Origin of the sequence: Flavobacterium plurextorum, assembly GCF_002217395.1 — a bacterium.
Classification (GTDB): Bacteria; Bacteroidota; Bacteroidia; order Flavobacteriales; family Flavobacteriaceae; genus Flavobacterium; species Flavobacterium plurextorum.
In genome coordinates this window covers 22,569-41,698 of sequence record NZ_MUHD01000016.1, presented here as the reverse complement: position 1 = coordinate 41,698, position 19,130 = coordinate 22,569, and the positions used below count along the sequence as shown (strand labels likewise).

Here is a 19,130-nt window from a genome sequence, read left to right as displayed (position 1 = left end):
AATTTAACACTTAATAATTTCTTAATAGGACAAATAAAAGAAGTTATTCTCTGCCATAATTCAATCACTAAGCTCTTTTAATGATTTCTGCTTTTTTTATACCTTTGCACTATGATAAATCAAGATTCTATAGTTGCATTGGCTACTCCATCTGGAGCTGGCGCTATTGCAATAATTCGTATTTCAGGTGCTGAAGCTATTTCAATTGGTAATTCTGTTTTTAAATCCATTAAAAATAAAGACTTAACGAAGCAAAAAACACATACTTTGCATTTAGGTCATATTATTGATAATGAAAAAACACTGGACGAAGTTTTGATATCTGTTTTTAAAGGTCCCAATTCTTATACAGGCGAAGACACTATCGAAATTTCTTGTCACGGTTCTACTTATATTCAGCAGCAGATTATTCAGTTATTATTGCGAAAAGGATGCAGAATGGCTGATGCCGGAGAATTTACTTTAAGGGCTTTTTTGAATGGAAAACTTGATTTATCGCAAGCAGAAGCTGTAGCCGATTTGATTTCATCAGATAATGAAGCTTCGCACCAAATCGCCATGCAGCAAATGCGCGGCGGATTTAGTAATGAAATTGCTAAACTTAGAGAGGAACTTTTAAATTTTGCTTCTTTAATTGAACTTGAATTAGATTTTGCTGAGGAGGATGTTGAATTTGCCGACAGAACGCAGTTTCATGAGTTATTAAACCGAATTGAATTTGTTTTAAAACGTTTAATTGATTCGTTTGCAGTTGGAAATGTAATTAAAAACGGAATTCCAGTTGCAATTGTTGGTGAGCCGAATGTAGGAAAATCGACGTTGTTGAATGCTTTATTAAACGAAGAACGTGCAATTGTCTCAGACATTGCAGGAACAACTCGTGATACTATTGAAGACGAATTGGTGATTGGCGGTATTGGTTTTCGTTTTATAGATACTGCTGGAATTCGCGAAACTAAAGATGTTGTTGAAAGCATTGGAATCAAAAAAACTTTCGAAAAAATTGATCAGGCTCAGGTTGTGATCTATTTATTTGACGGTTTAAAGTTCCAGGTTTCTAGTTCTGAGTTTGTTTCTGAAATTGAACAAATCAAAAATAAGTATCCACTAAAACCTTTAGTAATTGTTGTAAATAAAAAAGATATATTGTCTGCTGATGAAGTTTCAAACATTACAACTAAGCTTGAAAATTTAAATGCAAAACTTTTATTGATATCTGCTAAAGAGAAAATTGGTGTTGAAGATTTAAAGAATGAATTGCTTTCTTTTGTAAATACTGGAGCGCTTCGTAACAATGAAACTATAGTTACAAATACAAGACATTACGATTCTTTACTTAAAGCTTTAGATGAGATACAAAAAGTAAAATACGGTCTTGAAACCAATCTTTCAAGCGATCTTATTGCGCTTGATATCCGTGAAGCTTTGTACCAATTTGGATTGATTACTGGTCAGGTTTCTAATGATGAATTGTTAGGGAATATTTTTGCTAACTTTTGCATCGGGAAGTAAATACACTTTCTTTAAGTTTCTAATACTTTCTCTTACTTGACTGCCATTGATTTAGCTTGATTTTTACTTTCTAATATTATCTTTAGTTTGTACATTTGTTACACTCCTCGTACACCTTATCAAAAATAAGGTGTAAAAATGTACACCTTATGATAATCAGTTTAAAGAAGAAAAAATTACAAAATGGCAGATATAGTTTATATCTAGAATATTACAAAGGATCAACCGTTAACGCAGCAGGCAAACGTGTTCATTTGAGAGATTTTGAATATTTAAAACTATATCCATATCAAGAACCAAAAACTGCTAATGAAAAAAAAGAGAATAAGGAGATAGAGGTTTTAGGCGAGCAGATACTTTCAATCAGAAAAGCTGAATACTTTCAGGGCAAATTTGATATTAAAAACAATACAAAATCTAAAACTCTATTTTTAGAATACTATAGCAATCAAGCCGAAGAACGAGTTGACTCCCCAAAGAATTACGGAAACTGGACAGCTTCTTTTCTACACTTAAAACGATTCTGTAGTCCAAATACAACTTTTAATGAAGTAGACGAAGAATTTGTAAAAGCATACAGAAATTACCTGGATAAAGATGCTAAAACCAAAAGCGATCTTCCATTATCCCAAAACTCTAAGTACTCATACTATAATAAATTCAAAGCAGCGATACGCTCTGCTTTTGAAGATGGCTATCTTACTACAAATCCAGTCAAAAAAGTAAAAGGATTCGAGCAAGGAGAAAGCCAAAGAGAATATCTAACTTATAATGAGTTAGTATCAATGAGTAAAGCTTATTGTAAACACGATGTCCTTAAAAGAGCTTTTATCTTTTCTTGTCTGGTTGGTCTTAGATGGTCTGATATCAATACACTCGTTTGGAAAGAAGTTAGAGATGAAGGAGATATTAGCCGAGTAAATTTTAGACAAGAAAAAACCGACGGGGTAGAATATTTATATATTTCTGTAGAAGCAAGAAAACTTCTCGGAGAAAGAGAGAATCCTTCTGATCGTGTTTTCAAAGGCTTGAAATACGGAGCTCATTTTAATGCTGAAATTTTAAGATGGTGCATGCGAGCAGGATTAACAAAACACATCACATTTCATAGTGCCAGACATACCAATGCAGTTTTGCTTTTAGAGAATGGAGCTGATATTTATACGGTTTCAAAACGATTAGGTCACAAGGAATTAAAGACAACTGAAATTTATGCCAAAATCATTGATTCTAAGATGAAAGAGGCCGCTAACTTAATCCCTAACATTAATATCTAAATAACATGCTAGATTCTTACTTCAGATTCAAAGACAAACATTACAAAACTTTAGATTCCTTAAAAGACAATTTAAACTCTGAGGGAAATAATTTATTCACTGTCAAGAAAATTAAAAAGCTAAATGACTATCAGTTTTTTCATTTATTGAGCCATTTAATGTACCACCACCCTATTGAATATTTTACTTTAGATACCTTGAAGTTATTTTTTGAAACCAAAAAAATAATTTTAAATGACAACGATTACGATGACGATTATTTACCATTTCAGGATTTTGATAAGAATTATACAACAGTACCTCCTATAACTACCTTTCACCACTACATTACTCATAATTTTGCTGAAGGAGTAGGTTCTTTGGTTAATTATTATTTAAGCACAAAAAAGTACCCAAAAAAAATCTGGCTTACGAAACTTTTTATTTTATCAGATAAAATTCTTGAAGATATACATCAACAAGTTAGTACGGTAAAATATTACTTTCGTAGATACATTGAAAATGAAGAAAACCCCGATAATTACCTGAAGGTCAACTATTCAATGGAGATCGTAGTAGCATTAGAAAATTATGAAATAGTACTTCAACAATTATATAAAAGAATTCACGAAAAAATCTCTATCCTATCCAGTTCTATCTGTAAGACTGGGAATTACAATTTAACCACAAATGATGAAATTTTAGAAAAATTCTACTTTCGCTTGGAAAAATTCATGTTCATAGATCAGAACAAAACTACATTGAATCAATTCATTGAAGTATTGAAACTTGATTGGCAATCTCATAACTCTATTATTCATTTTCAAATGGATAATATACAATTTAGATATTTCATTAACTGCATTAATCAATTTTTCAAAACTAATATCTCAATGACATCCATGTTTTACTCTGGAAACATTGAGACCAAAAATGGTAAAATAAACCCAAGTGCCATTTATACTTCAGTCTCTAAAAGCATTATAAAACTGCCTAAAAAACACAAATTGATCGAATCTATTTTTGAAAATTTATAGAAAAAGGTTAAGGTGTCTTAACCCTTTAACCTTTTTCTATTTTCCTTTATTGACATTTGCTACCATAACGATAAAACAAATCACTTATGGAAAGCAATGCTATTATTCAAAAACTAACTCAAATCGAGAAACTTATTATTGGGACAAACAAACAAATCTTCACAGTAGATGATGTTGTAAATTATACGGGGTTTTCAAAAAGTTATGTATACAAATTGGTCCATACAAACATCTTACCCTATTCAAAACCAAATAACCGAACACTGTTTTTTACCAAAACAGAGATTGACGAATGGTTACTTCAAAACAAATCAAAATCTATTTCACAAATCGAAAAAGAAGCAATTAATTATACAAATTCTAATAAAAAATAAAAGCGTCCAATTCCGACAAATTGTGACGCTTTACTTAATTTTTTAATCCCTTTGTATCTGACAAAGATACGATAAATCTTTGTTACATAATGAATAGTATAATCGAAAACAACCAGTTCAACGAAGCAAGGGTAATTTCTATACCCCATAAAAAATCACAAAATGGAGATCAATTAAGTCATCATATTGATTTACCTTATTATGTCACTGCCGATTTTAAAGACATAGAAAATGACATAAAAAAATATAAAATCTTTATGTCAGACAATAGAATCTATATCAGAAGAAAAAAAGATAAAGACGAAGATGAGTCTTATTATTTTCAGGAAATTTCCAATTTTGAAATTAAAATTTTGCAACACATTCAGGACGAAAAATTTCCAATAAAACTTTTGAAAGTTAAAAACGTATTTAATTTAGAAAAGATTTTTGATATACCTTCAGATCTATTCAATACGCTTGGAAGTTTTGAAAACTGTATCGCTCGTCAAGGAAATTTTTTATTTACGGGCAATGCTTTAGATTTTAAAATGCTAAAATCCTATTTATTTGACAAGATGGGTAATGGACATAAGATCGATAGTTTAGGTTATCAAGTTGGCTTTAAATTCTGGCTGTGGAATAACAAAGTCAATTTGTTAAACGGAGAAAGTTTAGCAATAGACGAGAACGGCATTTTTACTTACAACAATAAATCGTTCTATGTACCTTCAGCAAACAAAATCTATTTCAATAATATGTCCGCTTTTCTACCTCAGAAAAAAATGATTACGATTGAATCTGATGTGTCTATAAGTTCTTACCTTCAAATGATGATGGAGGTACATAAAGACTACTCTATTACTGCAATTCTCTTTACCATTAGCAGTATATTTCAAGACATTATTGTCAATGAAATTGGAAACTTCCCCATTCTTTTTTTGTATGGTCCTGGATCTAGCGGTAAAGACCAGCTAGCTGATTGCTGTCAAAGCTTCTTTGGTATACCTCAATCTGCAATAAATTTAGAAGGAGGTGCATCAACACTAAAAGGACAAATTAGAAAATTTGCTCAGTTTACAAATATTATTTGTCATTTATCAGAGTACAAACGTGGAGATACTAAACTAGATGGAACCATAAAAGGTTTTTGGGATCGACGTGGATATGAATTTGGAACAATTGAAACCAAAGTGAGTACGGACACTGTACCTATTTTATCTTCAACTTTATTGACCGGAAATGAATATCCTGAATCCGAAGCTTTAATATCAAGACTATTATGGCTCGAATTTCAATCGAAAGCATTTACTCTAGAAGAGACTAAAAATTACGATATCTTAAAAGACTACACTAAAAAAGGAGTCAGTCATTTTACAGATACATTATTAATGCATCGCTCATTGGTTGAGACCACTTTTAAAAGTAAATTCAGGCAATGTAAAGAAAATTTCATACCAAAATTTGATGTTAAACATACTAGAGTAATCAGTAATCTTGCTGTTCTTGGTTCTATATATGACATTTTCAAAGATTTAATTGTATTTCCATTCACCTATAACGAAATGATCAAACATTTTGAAAAATGTACCGAAAACCAAACTAGAAAGCTAAATTCTTCAAGCATTAGTACCAAGTTTTGGGATTGCTTTTTAGCTTCTATGCGTGGTATAAAAGATGATAGGATTGTTGTATTCAGAGACCTCAGATTAGACGGGAATAACCTTTGTTTTCAATTTACTAGCTGTTACAACAAAATACAAAGACAGTGGATGCAACAATACAGAGAAACAGCTCCAAATAAAGCTGCATTACAAGATTATATAAAAAAAGATCCTTGCTACCTAAAAGAAGTTAGCAGTATTAAATACGAAAAAGGAAAGAACGCAAGAAATACTTCCGGCTATTTAATTGACATTTCAAAATTGCAGATTCAAGATGAAATTATCAATGCTATTGAATGGCAGATATGCGAACAATTAGCCCAATAATACCTATTTACTTTCCTACCCTTCCTACTTTTACTTAAATCATTATACATTAATACTTTAAGTTAAAAAAGTGGTAGGAAACGTAGTCGGAAGTAGTCGGAGATAGTCGGAAATGATTTTTGAGTTTCCGCCCACTTCCGACTACTTCCGACGTAATTCAAGTGACAATTACGAGCTAATCACTTAAAAATAAACAAAGTAGGAAGTGTCGGATAGGTCGGAAGTGATTTCGCTTTTAATAGAAGCCTTTTAAAGTTCTCATTAAACTATTGCTATTGAAAAAAAACATAAAAAAATTATCTCATGAACTCGTATCAAGCAAAATTAATTCCAGTCGAAACAATTTTAAATTCATTGGGATTCCATGCAGTAAGACAAACAAGCAATGATCTTTGGTTCACAAGCCCTTTTTCAAACACTGAAAAAACACCATCCTTTCATGTGAATACACAAAAAAATTTTTGGTATTGTTTTTCAAGTGGATTTGGTGGCAACACATTAGATCTAATTATAAAATTTCAAAAATGTACCATTAGCGAAGGTTTGGCATTTCTAGAAAACTTTGATTCTTTTTCTTTTCAAAAGCAAATTACAGCTGTTTCTCAAATAAAAAAGACAGAAAGCGAAACTCAGATAGTAAAAATTGTTCCAATCGAACATATCGCCTTAAAACAATATTTAGCAGGTAGATGTATAACCAAACCTTTTATTCATTTTCAGATAAAAGAAGTTCATTATGAAGTGAATCAAAAAAGATACTTCGCAATTGGATTTAAAAATCGAAGTGATGGATGGGAACTTAGGTCAAAATATGCAAAAATATGTATAGGCAAAAAAGACGTGACATTTATCGACAATCGAAGTGCAACATTGAGGATTTTCGAAGGTTTTTTCGATTACCTCAGTTTCTTGCAAGTTAAGAAGAATAAAATTGAAGATCAATTTGATTATTTGATATTAAACTCAACAGTTCTACTACTTAAAAATGTAAACATATTAGAAGATTACAAAACAATTGAACTCTATTTAGATAATGATAATACAGGCGAAAAATATACCAATATCATTAAAAGTAAACATCCTGAAGCATTCGATTTTAGATTAATGTATAAAGATTCCAAAGATATAAATGAATGGTTGATAGCAAATCATTTGAAGCTAAATCAATAGTGTCAAATCGGTTTTTTGATTTTTTAAACTAACCAATCCAAACAAAAGGGAATGAATAATAATTTTAAATGAAGTCAATTAGCGAGGTGTGTTAAGATACGTATCTAAATGAAAAAATCTTCGATTTTTTCATTTAGACGAATCATAACTCCTCGCACTACGTGAAAGCAAATACTCCAAAGTCGTATTTTAATATAATTTTTTATTTATGAGTAATATCAATAAAAGCGGCAGACCAAAAAAAGAAATTAAAAAGAATTTCAGAAAAGAAATTTTATTTTCAGGAGACGAATTCAAACTTATAACTATAATGTTTTCTGAAAGTGATTATAACAACATGAACGACATGATTAGAGATATTCTTTTAAAAAAGAAATATAGAATCGTAACATTCAATAATGATGCTAGAATCGAAAAAAACATCTTAATTGAAGAGGTTAGAAGAATTGGAAATAACTTCAATCAATTAATAAAAAGCTTTAATGAACGGAAAATGGATTCATTTAGCAAAATTGAAACGGAGATGTTATTAAAAAGTCTTGCGGAAATAAAAGAAGTTTTTTTCAAAATTGAAGATATAGCTAAAGAGAATTACTTACCAGAATCATGTAAACCACTATCGTAAGTAAGTAAGTAAGTAAGTAAGTAAGTAAGTAAGTAAGTAAGTAAGTGCTTAATTAATTACTTTAGTAATACATTACTATAGTCCTATAGCAATATACTTATCAGTTAAATCTTGATCTATAAACCCATAAAAAAACATGAGTAATATATTACTCAATAATCATTATTTTGTTAATTTATAACCTAAACGTTACATAATGGAAGATATAAAATCCCTAGAAGAATACATGCTTCTAATTGGTCAGAAACTTGAAAAGCTCCGTCAAAATATGGATTTTGTACAAAGCGACATCAAAGATGAAGTTGGAATAAGCAGAAAAACCGTGAGTTCTATTGAGAATGGAAATAATTTTTCAGTAGAAAATTTAGTAAAATTATTAATTACTTATAACCGAATAGAACCTTTTTTAAACGCCCTCACTCTACCCTATGATTTTGATATTAAACAATATAAAAAAGAACTGAAAGAATTTAATAAAAAATACAAAAATGAATGGTGGTTCAATCAAAAAAAAGAAGTTTAATAATTGAAAAATTATGCTTAAAAACATCAATACACTATGGAACAGTATTATAAACTTATGAATGAATATTCCGGAACAGAATTATTCAAAGAAACCATTCATTTTATGAATATGTCTTTTCCTGAATGGAAAACCAACCGAGGAATTGGGTTTTCTGCTGCTGAATTTATATTGCATTGTATGGAATTTTTAAATCAATGTACTATGGACAAAAAAGATGAGGACTTTAATCTTGAATCTTTGAAAACAATCTATCTGAGCGTAGCGGAAGATTATCAAAGATTTAAAACAGAATATCAATTTTTATTTTCATCTTTTGCATTGGAAAAATTTACTGCTGAATATGAGAATGAAATTGAAGACGAATATTTGACTGATTTTAGGTATAATAATTTGTTTGATACTTTTTTGAATCAGGAAATTGAAAAGATGACATACGATTTTAAATAATTAATAAAAAATATATCAGGAATTTTGATTGAAGATTATCAGATAATTTATTACGTAATTTTTTTTTAAAATTAAACATTTGGCCAAATTTTTTTTATTTCCATGCACATAGTTTCAATTTCTTCCAAAGTTTTTTCAATTTTTTTTGGTGCAGAAATAATACTGTCCGCAAAAACATCAACCGAAAAACATAATTCAGGTAAAATGATTATTTCTTGATCTTCAAAAATTAAATCGAGATACTGATAAATACAAGTTGCGACATATTTAGATTGATCTCTATCAAATAACTCTGATTTAGATACATGTAACTTTAGTCCACCCAAAAACCACTTACTGTCTATTAAAACCTTAATTATTAAATCAGGAGAAACTAATATCTCAACATCAGCCACATAAAATGATCTTACCTTTTGTTTTGCTATTATTTCATATTTATGTTCTTTCAAAATGCTTGGTAAGGTCATTTTAATATAACGTTCCATAGCATCAATCGAAACCGTTTTGTCGTTCTTCTTCCACGGAGTATCTGGATTCCTTTGTTTGAGTTCTTCAATACCTTGTAAAACAGGTACAATATCTCCTCCATTTCCTATAGCTTTTTTAATTCTAGCTTTTGCCATAGCGTATCTACCAACTAAAATAGCTGGTGGATTTTTCTGCTGCTTAACAATAGCCCTTTTTTTTGCATCAGATACTTTTGAAAATGTTGCCAATTGATTAATGGAAATTCTATATTCGGCCATATTATTTATGTTTTATTAAAATTTTTAATTTCAATCTATGTCAAGCTGCTATTTAGAATAGTCTAACCTTACATTATTAATCATTTTCAAGCTATATTTCCTCGACTATCTCTTCGACATCTTCATAAACCTCAAGTTCATTATTTGCAACATCTTGCGGAATAATCATCTTATTTAAAGCATTTGCAATTCGTTTTAATCGGTTATCGTAAAACAAATCAAAATCATTCTCCCAAATACCATCTTTATCAATATCAATAAAATGAGTTTTCATAGTTTCCGCTAACTCATCATTTTTTGAATTAAAGCTTTTCATGTAAACTCCTGGGCTTTTAGCTTTTATTACATTTTTATTCAAAAAACCATCAACGATAGTGATATTCACAATATGATTAACAAAAAAGTACTCTTTCTCCTTTTTGTTTTTATTCATCCATGCCTTAGGAAAAAAATGATGATAATTTTTACTTGAAGCAATTTTTAACCAACTGTTGTCTATAATAACATCCAAATTATTATCAAATGATTTTGGTTTTTGTTTTGCGAATAAACATAAAATTGCCTTATTGAAAGATTTACCAGTACTAAACCAACCATGAGATTCGACAAATTCTTTATTAATTATAACCGCCCATTCGTACCTTGGTAGCTCATTTGCAATTATTTTATCAATTTTTGCTATATCCTGTACTAATTTACCTTCTACACCCGAAGAATATCTAAAACCCAATGAAACCCTCCAAAAGAAATCTTCTAATCTTTTTTTCATTTCACCAGTAGGATTGTGTTTATGTTTGAAGAAAAAGTAACTAAATGGAACGATTAAGGCATTATATGGCAAAATTCTACCAACAACAATGCCGTAACTTCTAAAAAAATCAATACTACTTTTTATACAATTAACAGCTTCATCCCAAATATTAATGAAAGCCATCTTGTCTAATTTTAAGATTGTTTTTCTAGTGCAATCTTTTTCCAATAAAATAGATATAACTTGAAGAATAGTTGCTGAAGGAATAGTATCATAATGACTTGCGCTTAATTCAGACGAAAGTTCTTCATATTTTACTGATAAATCAAAAATTTCCTCTTCAGTAGAGTTGCCTTTTTTATATTCGAAAATATGATAAGTTTTGGCTACCATAATTTCAAAAAGGGACAACGATTTACCTCCCACATTCAATCTTGTAAATACTTCAGTAGCGACATCTATTTGAGCATTTTTAAGGTTTATTATTGAAAAAGTGTAACCTGTCAGAACATTTCTATAGTAATCTAGTTTTTCATGATGTTCGTCAGGATAGGCTTTGAAAATTGCATATCCTCCTTTCATTAAATCTGTAATTTTTATTTTGTTTTCAAAAGTTCTATTTTCAAGATCTGTACTTACAACATCATCATCGTCAGAGGCCAATAAATCAATATAAATTTCCGAATAATCCGTTGTTTTCCCATCTTCCTCTCCAATTTTCACCCCTTTTAAAGCTGAATACAGTGAAGTCAATCGCTGTTGACCATCAAGTACATAGTTTACAAATTCACCGCTCTTTGGTTCTGGTAAAGAAATATTACCCAAGTTTCTTACAGATCTTAATCGCTCGTTTGTTCTCCAATAAATAAATGTTCCGATCGGATAACCTTTTATAATACTATCTAATAATTTGGCAGAATCCTTAATACTCCAAACAAACTTTCTTTGAAATTGTGGGATTTTTACTTGACCAGTTTCGATTTCACTTAAAAGGTCTGAGTATTTAACAGATATATTTTGTAATGATGTGCTCATTTTGTTTCTAAATTTTATCAACTAATTATTGTTTAAGCGATGTTGTTCCCAAGTAATCAAATCAAAATTATCAATAACTCCTTCTATGAAAGAAATACCTTCAGCAGTTAATAACCCCATGAAAATAAATTCTCCCATTTGATGAAATTTATGAAGCTTTGCTTTTACTAAATAAGAATTCTTATAATTTACTAAATATGGCTCACCTAAAGCATTTTCATTATAAAAATGATCTTTTGCTAAAGCGACATTTTGATTTTGATAATCTGTTGAAGTAATCATTGCCCCTTGAAAATCTAAACCATCAAGATGATCATAAAAAACAATAAAATGCCCTCTTTCAAACTTTCCATTTTGTATTTGTCCACGATGATTTTCCACTCCTTTTAAAATGTAACCTCTTTGACATTCTTCAACTGTGATTATTTCCCCAATTACCATTTCATTTTTTTTTAGTTTTAACATCTATTCCTTCTTCCATCTTTTGATTACTTCATCAAAGTTTACATCATTCCAAGTCTTTTGCCATTCATCTTGAAATTTAATAGACTGGGATTTAGGTTGAGGATTTGGCATATCTAGTTTTACTACAGATGGAATTAAAGTTGCATCACCTACAATCAAGCATTCTCCAGCACTAAGATTAGGCAAAATATCTGCAATTGCATTTGAATTTTCGGGCATTAATGCTTTTACATAATTTTGATCATTTACATTAGTAAGTCTTAAAGAAATAAAATTATTGCATTGTGAAAAAATAGTTTCTGAAACCTCTGAAGGTCTTTGACTAACAACCATTAAACTTAAACCGTATTTCCTTCCTTCTTTTGCTATTCTCTCTATAGATTTTTTGGAAGCTTTATACTCTGCCCCACCTGATTTTGGAATGTAATTATGAGCTTCTTCACAAACAATCATAAAAGGAATATCGTTATACTCTTCTGTAGTATGTTTAATTTTTGAATAATGGAAAGCAAAGTCAAAAACTAATCTTGATACCAAACTGACCGTTATACTTAATACTTCAAAAGGAATTCCACTTAAATCAATAATTGTAACATTAGATTTATCCAAGTATCCTAAAAACTGTTTTAATACATCTCCAAAATCTTCAGTAGAGTGGATATTTCCATCAGGTTTAGTTGATTTTAATATAAAATCCAATCTCTTATCAGATAATTTAGTTTCAAGTCTAGATATGAACCTGTTAAATTCTCCATGAAAAGCACCATTAGATGCTTTATTCGCAACGGCAGTAGATTGTGTAACAAAATCAAGTTTATCATCAAAATACAAAAGCTTTTCCGGATCCGTTATTAAAGTGGTATCACTTAACTTTGGACAATTTTCACCAGCTAACTTACTAACTACTTCATGATTCAAATTCCAAATATATGTATAAACTTCTTGGATACTAAAATATACTGGAGTATCATAATTTATTTTATCTTTTAAAGTATGGTTATATTTTTCTTTGTTTAATATAACTGCACGTTTAAATTGTGATACTTGGTTATGATGATTGTTTTCATTTCCTTCAATAAATAAACTCTCTAGTTCTTCCGAATTCATTAACCAATAAGGTAATTGCAAGGTGTCTACATCTAAGTTATTAAGTGTGAAATTTTCTTGTGTTTGCAGATCAAATGCAGATTTATATTCCGAGTGGATGTCAAAAATTATTATATGAGAATTCTTCTGATTACCAACATTAATGTTCTTTCCATTATCTATTCCTACAACATCTTGTAGAATTTTTGAAACTGTACAAGATTTTCCTGATCCTGTCGAGCCAACCAAAGCTATATGTTTACCAAAGAATTTGTTTGCATCTATTTTAAAATCAACACCATAATTTTGTACGAGCTTACCAAAAGGAAAATTAAAATCTTTATTTGAACTATAAATTAAATCCATCGTTGTTTCTTCCATTACAAAAACTGGTTCTGTTGGACTGGGTATCAAAGATGCTCCTCTAGTAAATACATCACCTTCTATATATCCAATAGGCTGAGTTTGTAAAACAAACTTTAATTGAGATGATAATTCAGAAAAAGTTGATTTAATATTCTGAATTATTGCAACAACTTTATTTAAATTACCATCTGAAATTTCAACATATTTTCCAATTTGGAGTTTCTTTTTATTTTTTTCAAATATTTCCGTACTAATAATTTGAATTGATATTGAATTTGGGGATGATTCTAAAACTTTTCCTATTTCTGTTGTACTCATAATGTAGTTGTTAGTGAAAGGAGATATTTTATTTCATTTATCTCCGGGGTTTTTATTTTTTCAATATTACTAGTGCTTGTTATTTCAAAAGGGAAATCATTATCTGATATAATAAATATTTCATCTGCAACTCCTGAAGCGTGTACTTGGTCAAAATCATTTTCATGATTGCATAACCTTACTTTAAATTCTATATTACTATTTGAATTTTTAAGAGGTTCTCTTAAAAATCGTTTAATATCAAATACTCCTGCTTCAATACCTCTGACAGGAATTACATTTTTAGAAGCAATTTTTCTCCAAATCGAATTAATTACATCCTCTTCACAGATTAAACTAAAAATAGGACATTGATTTAGTTTAATCTTATTGTTGTACTTTACTACAAAATCTAAAATTAGATTGGACGCTTTTGTTTCAAAATCAGAAATATAATTACTGTCTAATACAATTAGCCTTACTCTAGAATTTATATTTAAATTATCTCGAAGTTGCTTTCTTCGTTGCTTTAATAATTTATCATATGATTGTAATTCTCTCGTCCATCGAGTAATTGCTGTCTTCTTTTTCGACCTCAGATTATTTAAAAAAGTAGATTTTTTTACAATTCGTTCAGTTTCTATGTGCTTGATACTGTATTCTGCAATTGCATGAATAGCATTTGGATAAAATATTTCTTCAGCATCTTCAGTACTAAATCCTTCTCGGGATAGTGAAACTATAACGGATTTTTCTGTATCGGCTAAGGATGCTCCAAAGTGAATTTCAAATACATCTATAAATTCATCAATTTGAGCAAAGCCTGTTAGCTCTGCAGTATACATTTTATACGCCTTTGCTTCACTTTTTAGTATTTGTTCAATTTCAGTTTTATTGAGTTTCTTAATAGAACCAACCGTTTCATTTGGGAAGTGTGCATGAAGTCTATATTTTATACCTGCTGTTTGATTATTCTTAAAATGAAACAACATTTGTAATACAGGCTTATAAATATCTGAAAGTGTAAATTTTGTTTTACATTCATGATATTTACATTGAAAAACTTCATAACCTAATGGTGTTAAAATATCAATATCTTCAATTATCCCTTCAATAGTTATTTCAGAATCACTAGTATCTTCAATAATTTTTTGTAATGTTATAATAAATTGGTAAATAAAACCTTGTATTGTATAATCTGCCGTCCTACTCATGTTTGTATTTTTAGACAATTGTTATTTTTTCTTCTCTTTTGCAAACAACTCACTTGTATATTTCTCATACAACTCAAACAAAAACTCCATGCGTTTGGCCTCAGAAGTAAAAGTTTGTTTACTATAAGCTAAATCAACGGCTTTATCTAATTCAGTATGTGCTTTTATTAAAACCGGAGGCATTGTTAATGGATGATATAAATCTGCTAGTGAACTAGTAGGGAAAGATGCTCTTGTATCTAAAATATTTTGAGCTTTTTCTTCAATAGATTTTATTTGCTTAATAGAGGGATTTTCTGGCCATGGATAGTTATTGTAAACTATATCTTTTGAATATCTATAGTCGCTTTTAATTCTTCCACAAGTTGTTTTTATCCAAGTTAAGTGCATTATTGATTGGATGATTCCAAAATGAAATAAGCTTGCATTCGCAATCGTCATGCAAGTATCTCCTGCAATATTATTTTTAAAAAAATATCCAAGAGGTATGTATTTTCTATTTTCTGACGAATGTCGCGGAATTAAAATAAACGTATCAGGCTGATTTTTATCACGGAATAAACTTGGAATAGCTGCAAATTTTTGTGTAGATGTTGATATACTAGCAAGTCTAAACTTTTTCACTAATTCGATACGTTTTAAAACTTCTGGCATTTGTTTTAATTCGTTAGGTTCTGCATCAACTAACCATAGACACCAACGTTTACCATTGTTTAAAAATTCATAAGCTGAAATTAATGGCAAAATAAATTTTTCAGAACTTGGCTCTTTTAAAATAAGTTCTCTTTTGTCTTCATCTGACAGGAGTAAATAACCACCATCTAGAGGCATATTGCCAAAATTCATTTTTGGAACATCACAAATTGGATTTGTTTCTTTTGTTATTAAAATATCTTTTGCATCAACCAAATAGGGATTAATATTTTTTGCTTTTATCTCGTGTGCTTCCCCTTTTATATCTTCATATTCAAAAATACTTTTATTAATAGTATCAAAGTTTGCGAAACCAACAATTACGCAATATACAGCTGCATTCCCCTTTGCTTCATTACTCCATCTAAAAGTACGATGTGCAAAATGAATTTTTATTTCATATTTATTTAGCATTTGTCCCCAAAGTATACTGGTTTGCTCCCCTTGTACAATAGAATTTGTCGAAACGAATGCTACTTTTATTTTAGTTTTTTGAATATATTTTGCAGCTTTTAAGTACCAACCTGTTACATAATCTAAAATACCACATCCTCGTACGTTATTAAATTCCTTTACAATTTGATTTCTCTGAAATTGGCTCATAATTTTTGAGCCAATAAATGGTGGATTTCCAATAATAAATGAAAGTTCATTTTTGGAAACAACCTCTTCCCAATCAACTTCCAATGCATCACCATGATATATTTTAGCTGATTTTTTCAATGGCAAACGTGCAAAATACTGTCCAAATTCATTACTAATCTGCATGTTCATCTGATGGTCAATTAACCACATAGCAACTTCAGCAATACGTGCAGGGAATTCTTCATATTCAATACCGTACATCATATCTACATCTAACCAGATTATATCACTTATATCTAAAACCCCTTGCCCAGATTTGTATGTTGCACGTAATACTTCCAACTCCAATAAACGTAACTCACGATAAGTAATAACTAAAAAGTTACCACAACCACATGCAGGATCTAAAAATTTTAATTGACTAATTTTTTTATGAAATGCTGGCAATTTATTTTTACTACCTTTTACAGTTTCAAACTCAGCCCAAAGTTCATCTAAAAATAAAGGCTTAATTAATTTTAAAATATTGCTTTCACTAGTATAATGAGCACCTAAGTTTCTTCGCTCTTTAGGGTTCATAACACTTTGAAACATCGAACCAAAAATTGCAGGTGAAATTTTACTCCAATCGATATAACAGCAGTCCAATAATGCTAATCGCATTTTGGTATCAAAACTTGCCATTGGCAAAATTTCTTCGAATAATTTACCATTTACGTACGGAAAATCATTCAATTGCTCATCAAGATTTTTAAAACGTTTCTCCTTGGGTGTATTTAATACCTGGAATAATTCTTGAATTTTGGAAGCTAAATCACTTCCATCTTCAGCCGTTCTGTACTCTATATAATCTTGAAATTGTTGCTTGTCAAAAATGGTAGTATCTTCTGCAAATAGGCAAAATAAAATTCTAACTAAATACACTTCTAGCGGGTGTCCTTCATATCCAATTTCTTCTAATCGATCATGAAGTTTTCCCATAAATTCTGCCGCTTTTATATTGGCAGGATCTTGCTCTTTATAAGTTTTCTTTTGATAGCCTAATAGTGCCCCAAAACTTTGAACATTCAAAACCAATTCATCTAATGCAAATTGTAGCGTTGTTTGGTCCTCTGTATCATACAATCTAAAAATGTTAAAATCGCATACTAAAACATATTTTGGTAGTTCATTTTGTTTTAGACCATGAGTATAATCTATAGCTTGCTGAAAAGCTTTATCAAGATTTTTTCCTCGACTTTTCATTTCAACCAAAATTGTACCTTTCCAAAGTAAATCGATATAGCCATCAGCGTCCGAAAGTTTTTTTACTCTATGCTCGAAGGTTCCTATTTTTTTTCTAGTAATTCCAAAAACATCAAAAAAAGCGTCTAAAAATGGCTTGGCATCAGCCTCTTCATTAGTAGTATTTTGCCATTCTTTAGAAAACCCTAATGCACGATCCTTTATTTCATTCCAACTTAAAGCCATAAATCTATTTTATTTTGTAATGTTTCAAATATAAAGTAATTTTAACAAGAGTATCTACATATATTTTAACAACATGGGTTAACAAATATATATATTTATGAATTAATAGATTTACGTTAAACCGTAATCATATATTTTTTACATTCCTTTGCTTTCTTTTAGTAATAAAATAATAAATTTTAAACTTGCGGTGAAAAAACAATATAATCACCGCATTTTTTGCGGAGAATAATCACTATATTTACCGCATAAACCTAAAATCCATGGCAATCTATATTCATCAACTTAAAAATTGGCCTAATCTACAGTGGGAAGAGACAGAATTTATTTCGTTACTAAGCGAAGTCAGAAACTTTCAAGGTAAACTTATGGGCAAGGTTGAATTGCTAGGTTTCGAACTAAAGGATGAAGCTAACTTAGAAACCTTAATTCAAGATGTAATACAAACTTCAGAAATAGAAGGAGAAATATTAAATCCTGAATTGGTTCGCTCCTCAATTGCAACAAGACTTGGATTAGAATATTCGGGTTTAGAGCATTCCGATAGACACATTGATGGAATCGTAGAATTAATGCTAGATGCTACTCAAAACGATAACAAAATATTGACAGATGATCGTTTGTTTGGTTGGCACGCAGCATTATTTCCAACAGGAAGAAGCGGTATACATAAAATTGAAGTAGCAAATTGGCGTTCAGGAGACATGCAAGTGGTTTCCGGTGGAATGGGACGAGAAATAGTTCATTATGAGGCCCCAAAAGCTCAACAGCTTGTGCTAGAAATGAAACAATTCATTAATTGGTATAATGACGAACAAAATTTAGAATCATTGTTAAAAGCCGCCATAGCTCACCTTTGGTTTATAACCATACACCCTTTCGATGATGGAAATGGAAGAATAGCTAGGGCAATTACAGATATGCAGCTTTCAAAATCTGATGGTATTAATCAAAGGTTTTACAGTATGTCTACTGAAATAAACAAACAAAAGAAAAGCTACTATACAATACTAGAGCGAACTCAAAAAGACAATTTAGACATTACCGAATGGATTATTTGGTTTTTAGAATGCTTAAAAAACAGTATCCTTTACTCTAGTGTAATCGTTGATAAAGTGGTGAAAAAGCATCATTTTTGGGTCAAAAATACAAGCAAAATAAGTAATGAGCGTCAACAAATTATGCTTAATAAACTTATGGACAATTTTGAAGGTAACTTAAATACTAGCAAGTGGGCCAAAATGGCTAAAACTTCTCCAGATACTGCTCTTAGGGATATAACAGATTTAGTCAACAAAGGTATTTTGATTAAAGCTGATTCAGGAGGAAGAAGCACACACTACATCTTAAAAGATGCATTTTAAGAAATTTAATAAAAGTTGATCGTTAAGAAAGTTAAATTTGTTACTCTTTCTTTTTAAAATATTCAGTATAGCCATAACCCAAATTAAAATATAAAAAAATGAACGATATATTAATAGAAACTAATAGTATTTTAGTTCATT

General features: G+C 30.0%; 16 protein-coding genes. 10 read left to right on the top strand and 6 right to left on the bottom strand.

The genetic code is table 11. From position 1 onward, the window contains the following. Nucleotides 1-111 precede the first annotated feature (111 nt). The 9 genes from mnmE (at nucleotide 112) to B0A81_RS08810 (ending at nucleotide 8,917) form a co-directional block, all read left to right on the top strand. Entirely contained in the window at nucleotides 112-1,512 is a 1,401-nt protein-coding gene (gene mnmE, locus B0A81_RS08850) for a tRNA uridine-5-carboxymethylaminomethyl(34) synthesis GTPase MnmE (RefSeq protein ID WP_089057690.1), read from the top strand. Between the two features lie 149 nt (nucleotides 1,513-1,661). Beyond that, the gene (locus tag B0A81_RS08845) at nucleotides 1,662-2,789 is read left to right on the top strand and encodes a tyrosine-type recombinase/integrase (protein WP_089057689.1); all 1,128 of its coding nucleotides are present in this window, start codon (nucleotides 1,662-1,664) and stop codon (nucleotides 2,787-2,789) included. A 5-nt stretch (nucleotides 2,790-2,794) separates the two neighbouring features. Continuing rightward, on the top strand, nucleotides 2,795-3,805 hold the full coding sequence (locus B0A81_RS08840; protein WP_123922173.1) for a hypothetical protein: 1,011 nt from the start codon (nucleotides 2,795-2,797) through the stop codon (nucleotides 3,803-3,805). Between the two features lie 86 nt (nucleotides 3,806-3,891). Continuing rightward, nucleotides 3,892-4,179, top strand: a complete 288-nt coding sequence (locus tag B0A81_RS08835) for a helix-turn-helix transcriptional regulator (RefSeq protein ID WP_089057687.1) — start codon at nucleotides 3,892-3,894, stop codon at nucleotides 4,177-4,179. Nucleotides 4,180-4,268: 89 nt separating this feature from the next. Next, nucleotides 4,269-6,149, top strand: coding sequence for a hypothetical protein (locus tag B0A81_RS08830; RefSeq protein ID WP_089057686.1), 1,881 nt, complete (start codon nucleotides 4,269-4,271; stop codon nucleotides 6,147-6,149). Nucleotides 6,150-6,452: 303 nt separating this feature from the next. Continuing rightward, complete coding sequence (locus B0A81_RS08825) at nucleotides 6,453-7,319, top strand: toprim domain-containing protein (RefSeq protein ID WP_089057685.1); 867 nt, start codon at nucleotides 6,453-6,455, stop codon at nucleotides 7,317-7,319. 208 nt (nucleotides 7,320-7,527) lie between these two features. Beyond that, nucleotides 7,528-7,944 (top strand): plasmid mobilization protein, encoded by a 417-nt coding sequence (locus B0A81_RS08820; protein ID WP_089057684.1) that lies wholly within the window; start codon nucleotides 7,528-7,530, stop codon nucleotides 7,942-7,944. Between the two features lie 196 nt (nucleotides 7,945-8,140). Continuing rightward, nucleotides 8,141-8,467, top strand: a complete 327-nt coding sequence (locus tag B0A81_RS08815; protein WP_089057683.1) for a helix-turn-helix domain-containing protein — start codon at nucleotides 8,141-8,143, stop codon at nucleotides 8,465-8,467. Between the two features lie 36 nt (nucleotides 8,468-8,503). Continuing rightward, the gene (locus tag B0A81_RS08810) at nucleotides 8,504-8,917 is read left to right on the top strand and encodes a hypothetical protein (protein WP_089057682.1); all 414 of its coding nucleotides are present in this window, start codon (nucleotides 8,504-8,506) and stop codon (nucleotides 8,915-8,917) included. Nucleotides 8,918-8,988: 71 nt separating this feature from the next. On the opposite strand, the gene B0A81_RS08805 is transcribed toward B0A81_RS08810, so the two are convergent. The 6 genes from B0A81_RS08805 to B0A81_RS08780 form a co-directional block, all read right to left on the bottom strand. Continuing rightward, nucleotides 8,989-9,663 (bottom strand): hypothetical protein, encoded by a 675-nt coding sequence (locus B0A81_RS08805; protein WP_089057681.1) that lies wholly within the window; start codon nucleotides 9,661-9,663, stop codon nucleotides 8,989-8,991. A 91-nt stretch (nucleotides 9,664-9,754) separates the two neighbouring features. Then, nucleotides 9,755-11,449 (bottom strand): DUF262 domain-containing protein, encoded by a 1,695-nt coding sequence (locus tag B0A81_RS08800; protein ID WP_089057917.1) that lies wholly within the window; start codon nucleotides 11,447-11,449, stop codon nucleotides 9,755-9,757. Nucleotides 11,450-11,470: 21 nt separating this feature from the next. Then, a complete protein-coding gene (locus B0A81_RS08795) occupies nucleotides 11,471-11,890 on the bottom strand; it encodes a hypothetical protein (RefSeq protein ID WP_123922172.1) in 420 nt (139 codons plus the stop codon). A gap of 24 nt (nucleotides 11,891-11,914) precedes the next feature. Then, nucleotides 11,915-13,684 (bottom strand): ATP-binding protein, encoded by a 1,770-nt coding sequence (locus B0A81_RS08790; protein WP_089057679.1) that lies wholly within the window; start codon nucleotides 13,682-13,684, stop codon nucleotides 11,915-11,917. Then, on the bottom strand, nucleotides 13,681-14,877 hold the full coding sequence (locus B0A81_RS08785) for a hypothetical protein (RefSeq protein WP_123922171.1): 1,197 nt from the start codon (nucleotides 14,875-14,877) through the stop codon (nucleotides 13,681-13,683). Before B0A81_RS08785 ends, B0A81_RS08790 begins: the two co-directional genes overlap by 4 nt. Nucleotides 14,878-14,898: 21 nt before the next feature. Beyond that, entirely contained in the window at nucleotides 14,899-17,625 is a 2,727-nt protein-coding gene (locus tag B0A81_RS08780) for a class I SAM-dependent DNA methyltransferase (RefSeq protein ID WP_089057677.1), read from the bottom strand. A gap of 263 nt (nucleotides 17,626-17,888) precedes the next feature. Here B0A81_RS08780 and B0A81_RS08775 point away from each other — a divergent pair, with 263 nt between their 5' ends. Next, a complete protein-coding gene (locus tag B0A81_RS08775; RefSeq protein ID WP_089057676.1) occupies nucleotides 17,889-18,989 on the top strand; it encodes a Fic family protein in 1,101 nt (366 codons plus the stop codon). The last annotated feature ends 141 nt before the right edge of the window (nucleotides 18,990-19,130 follow it).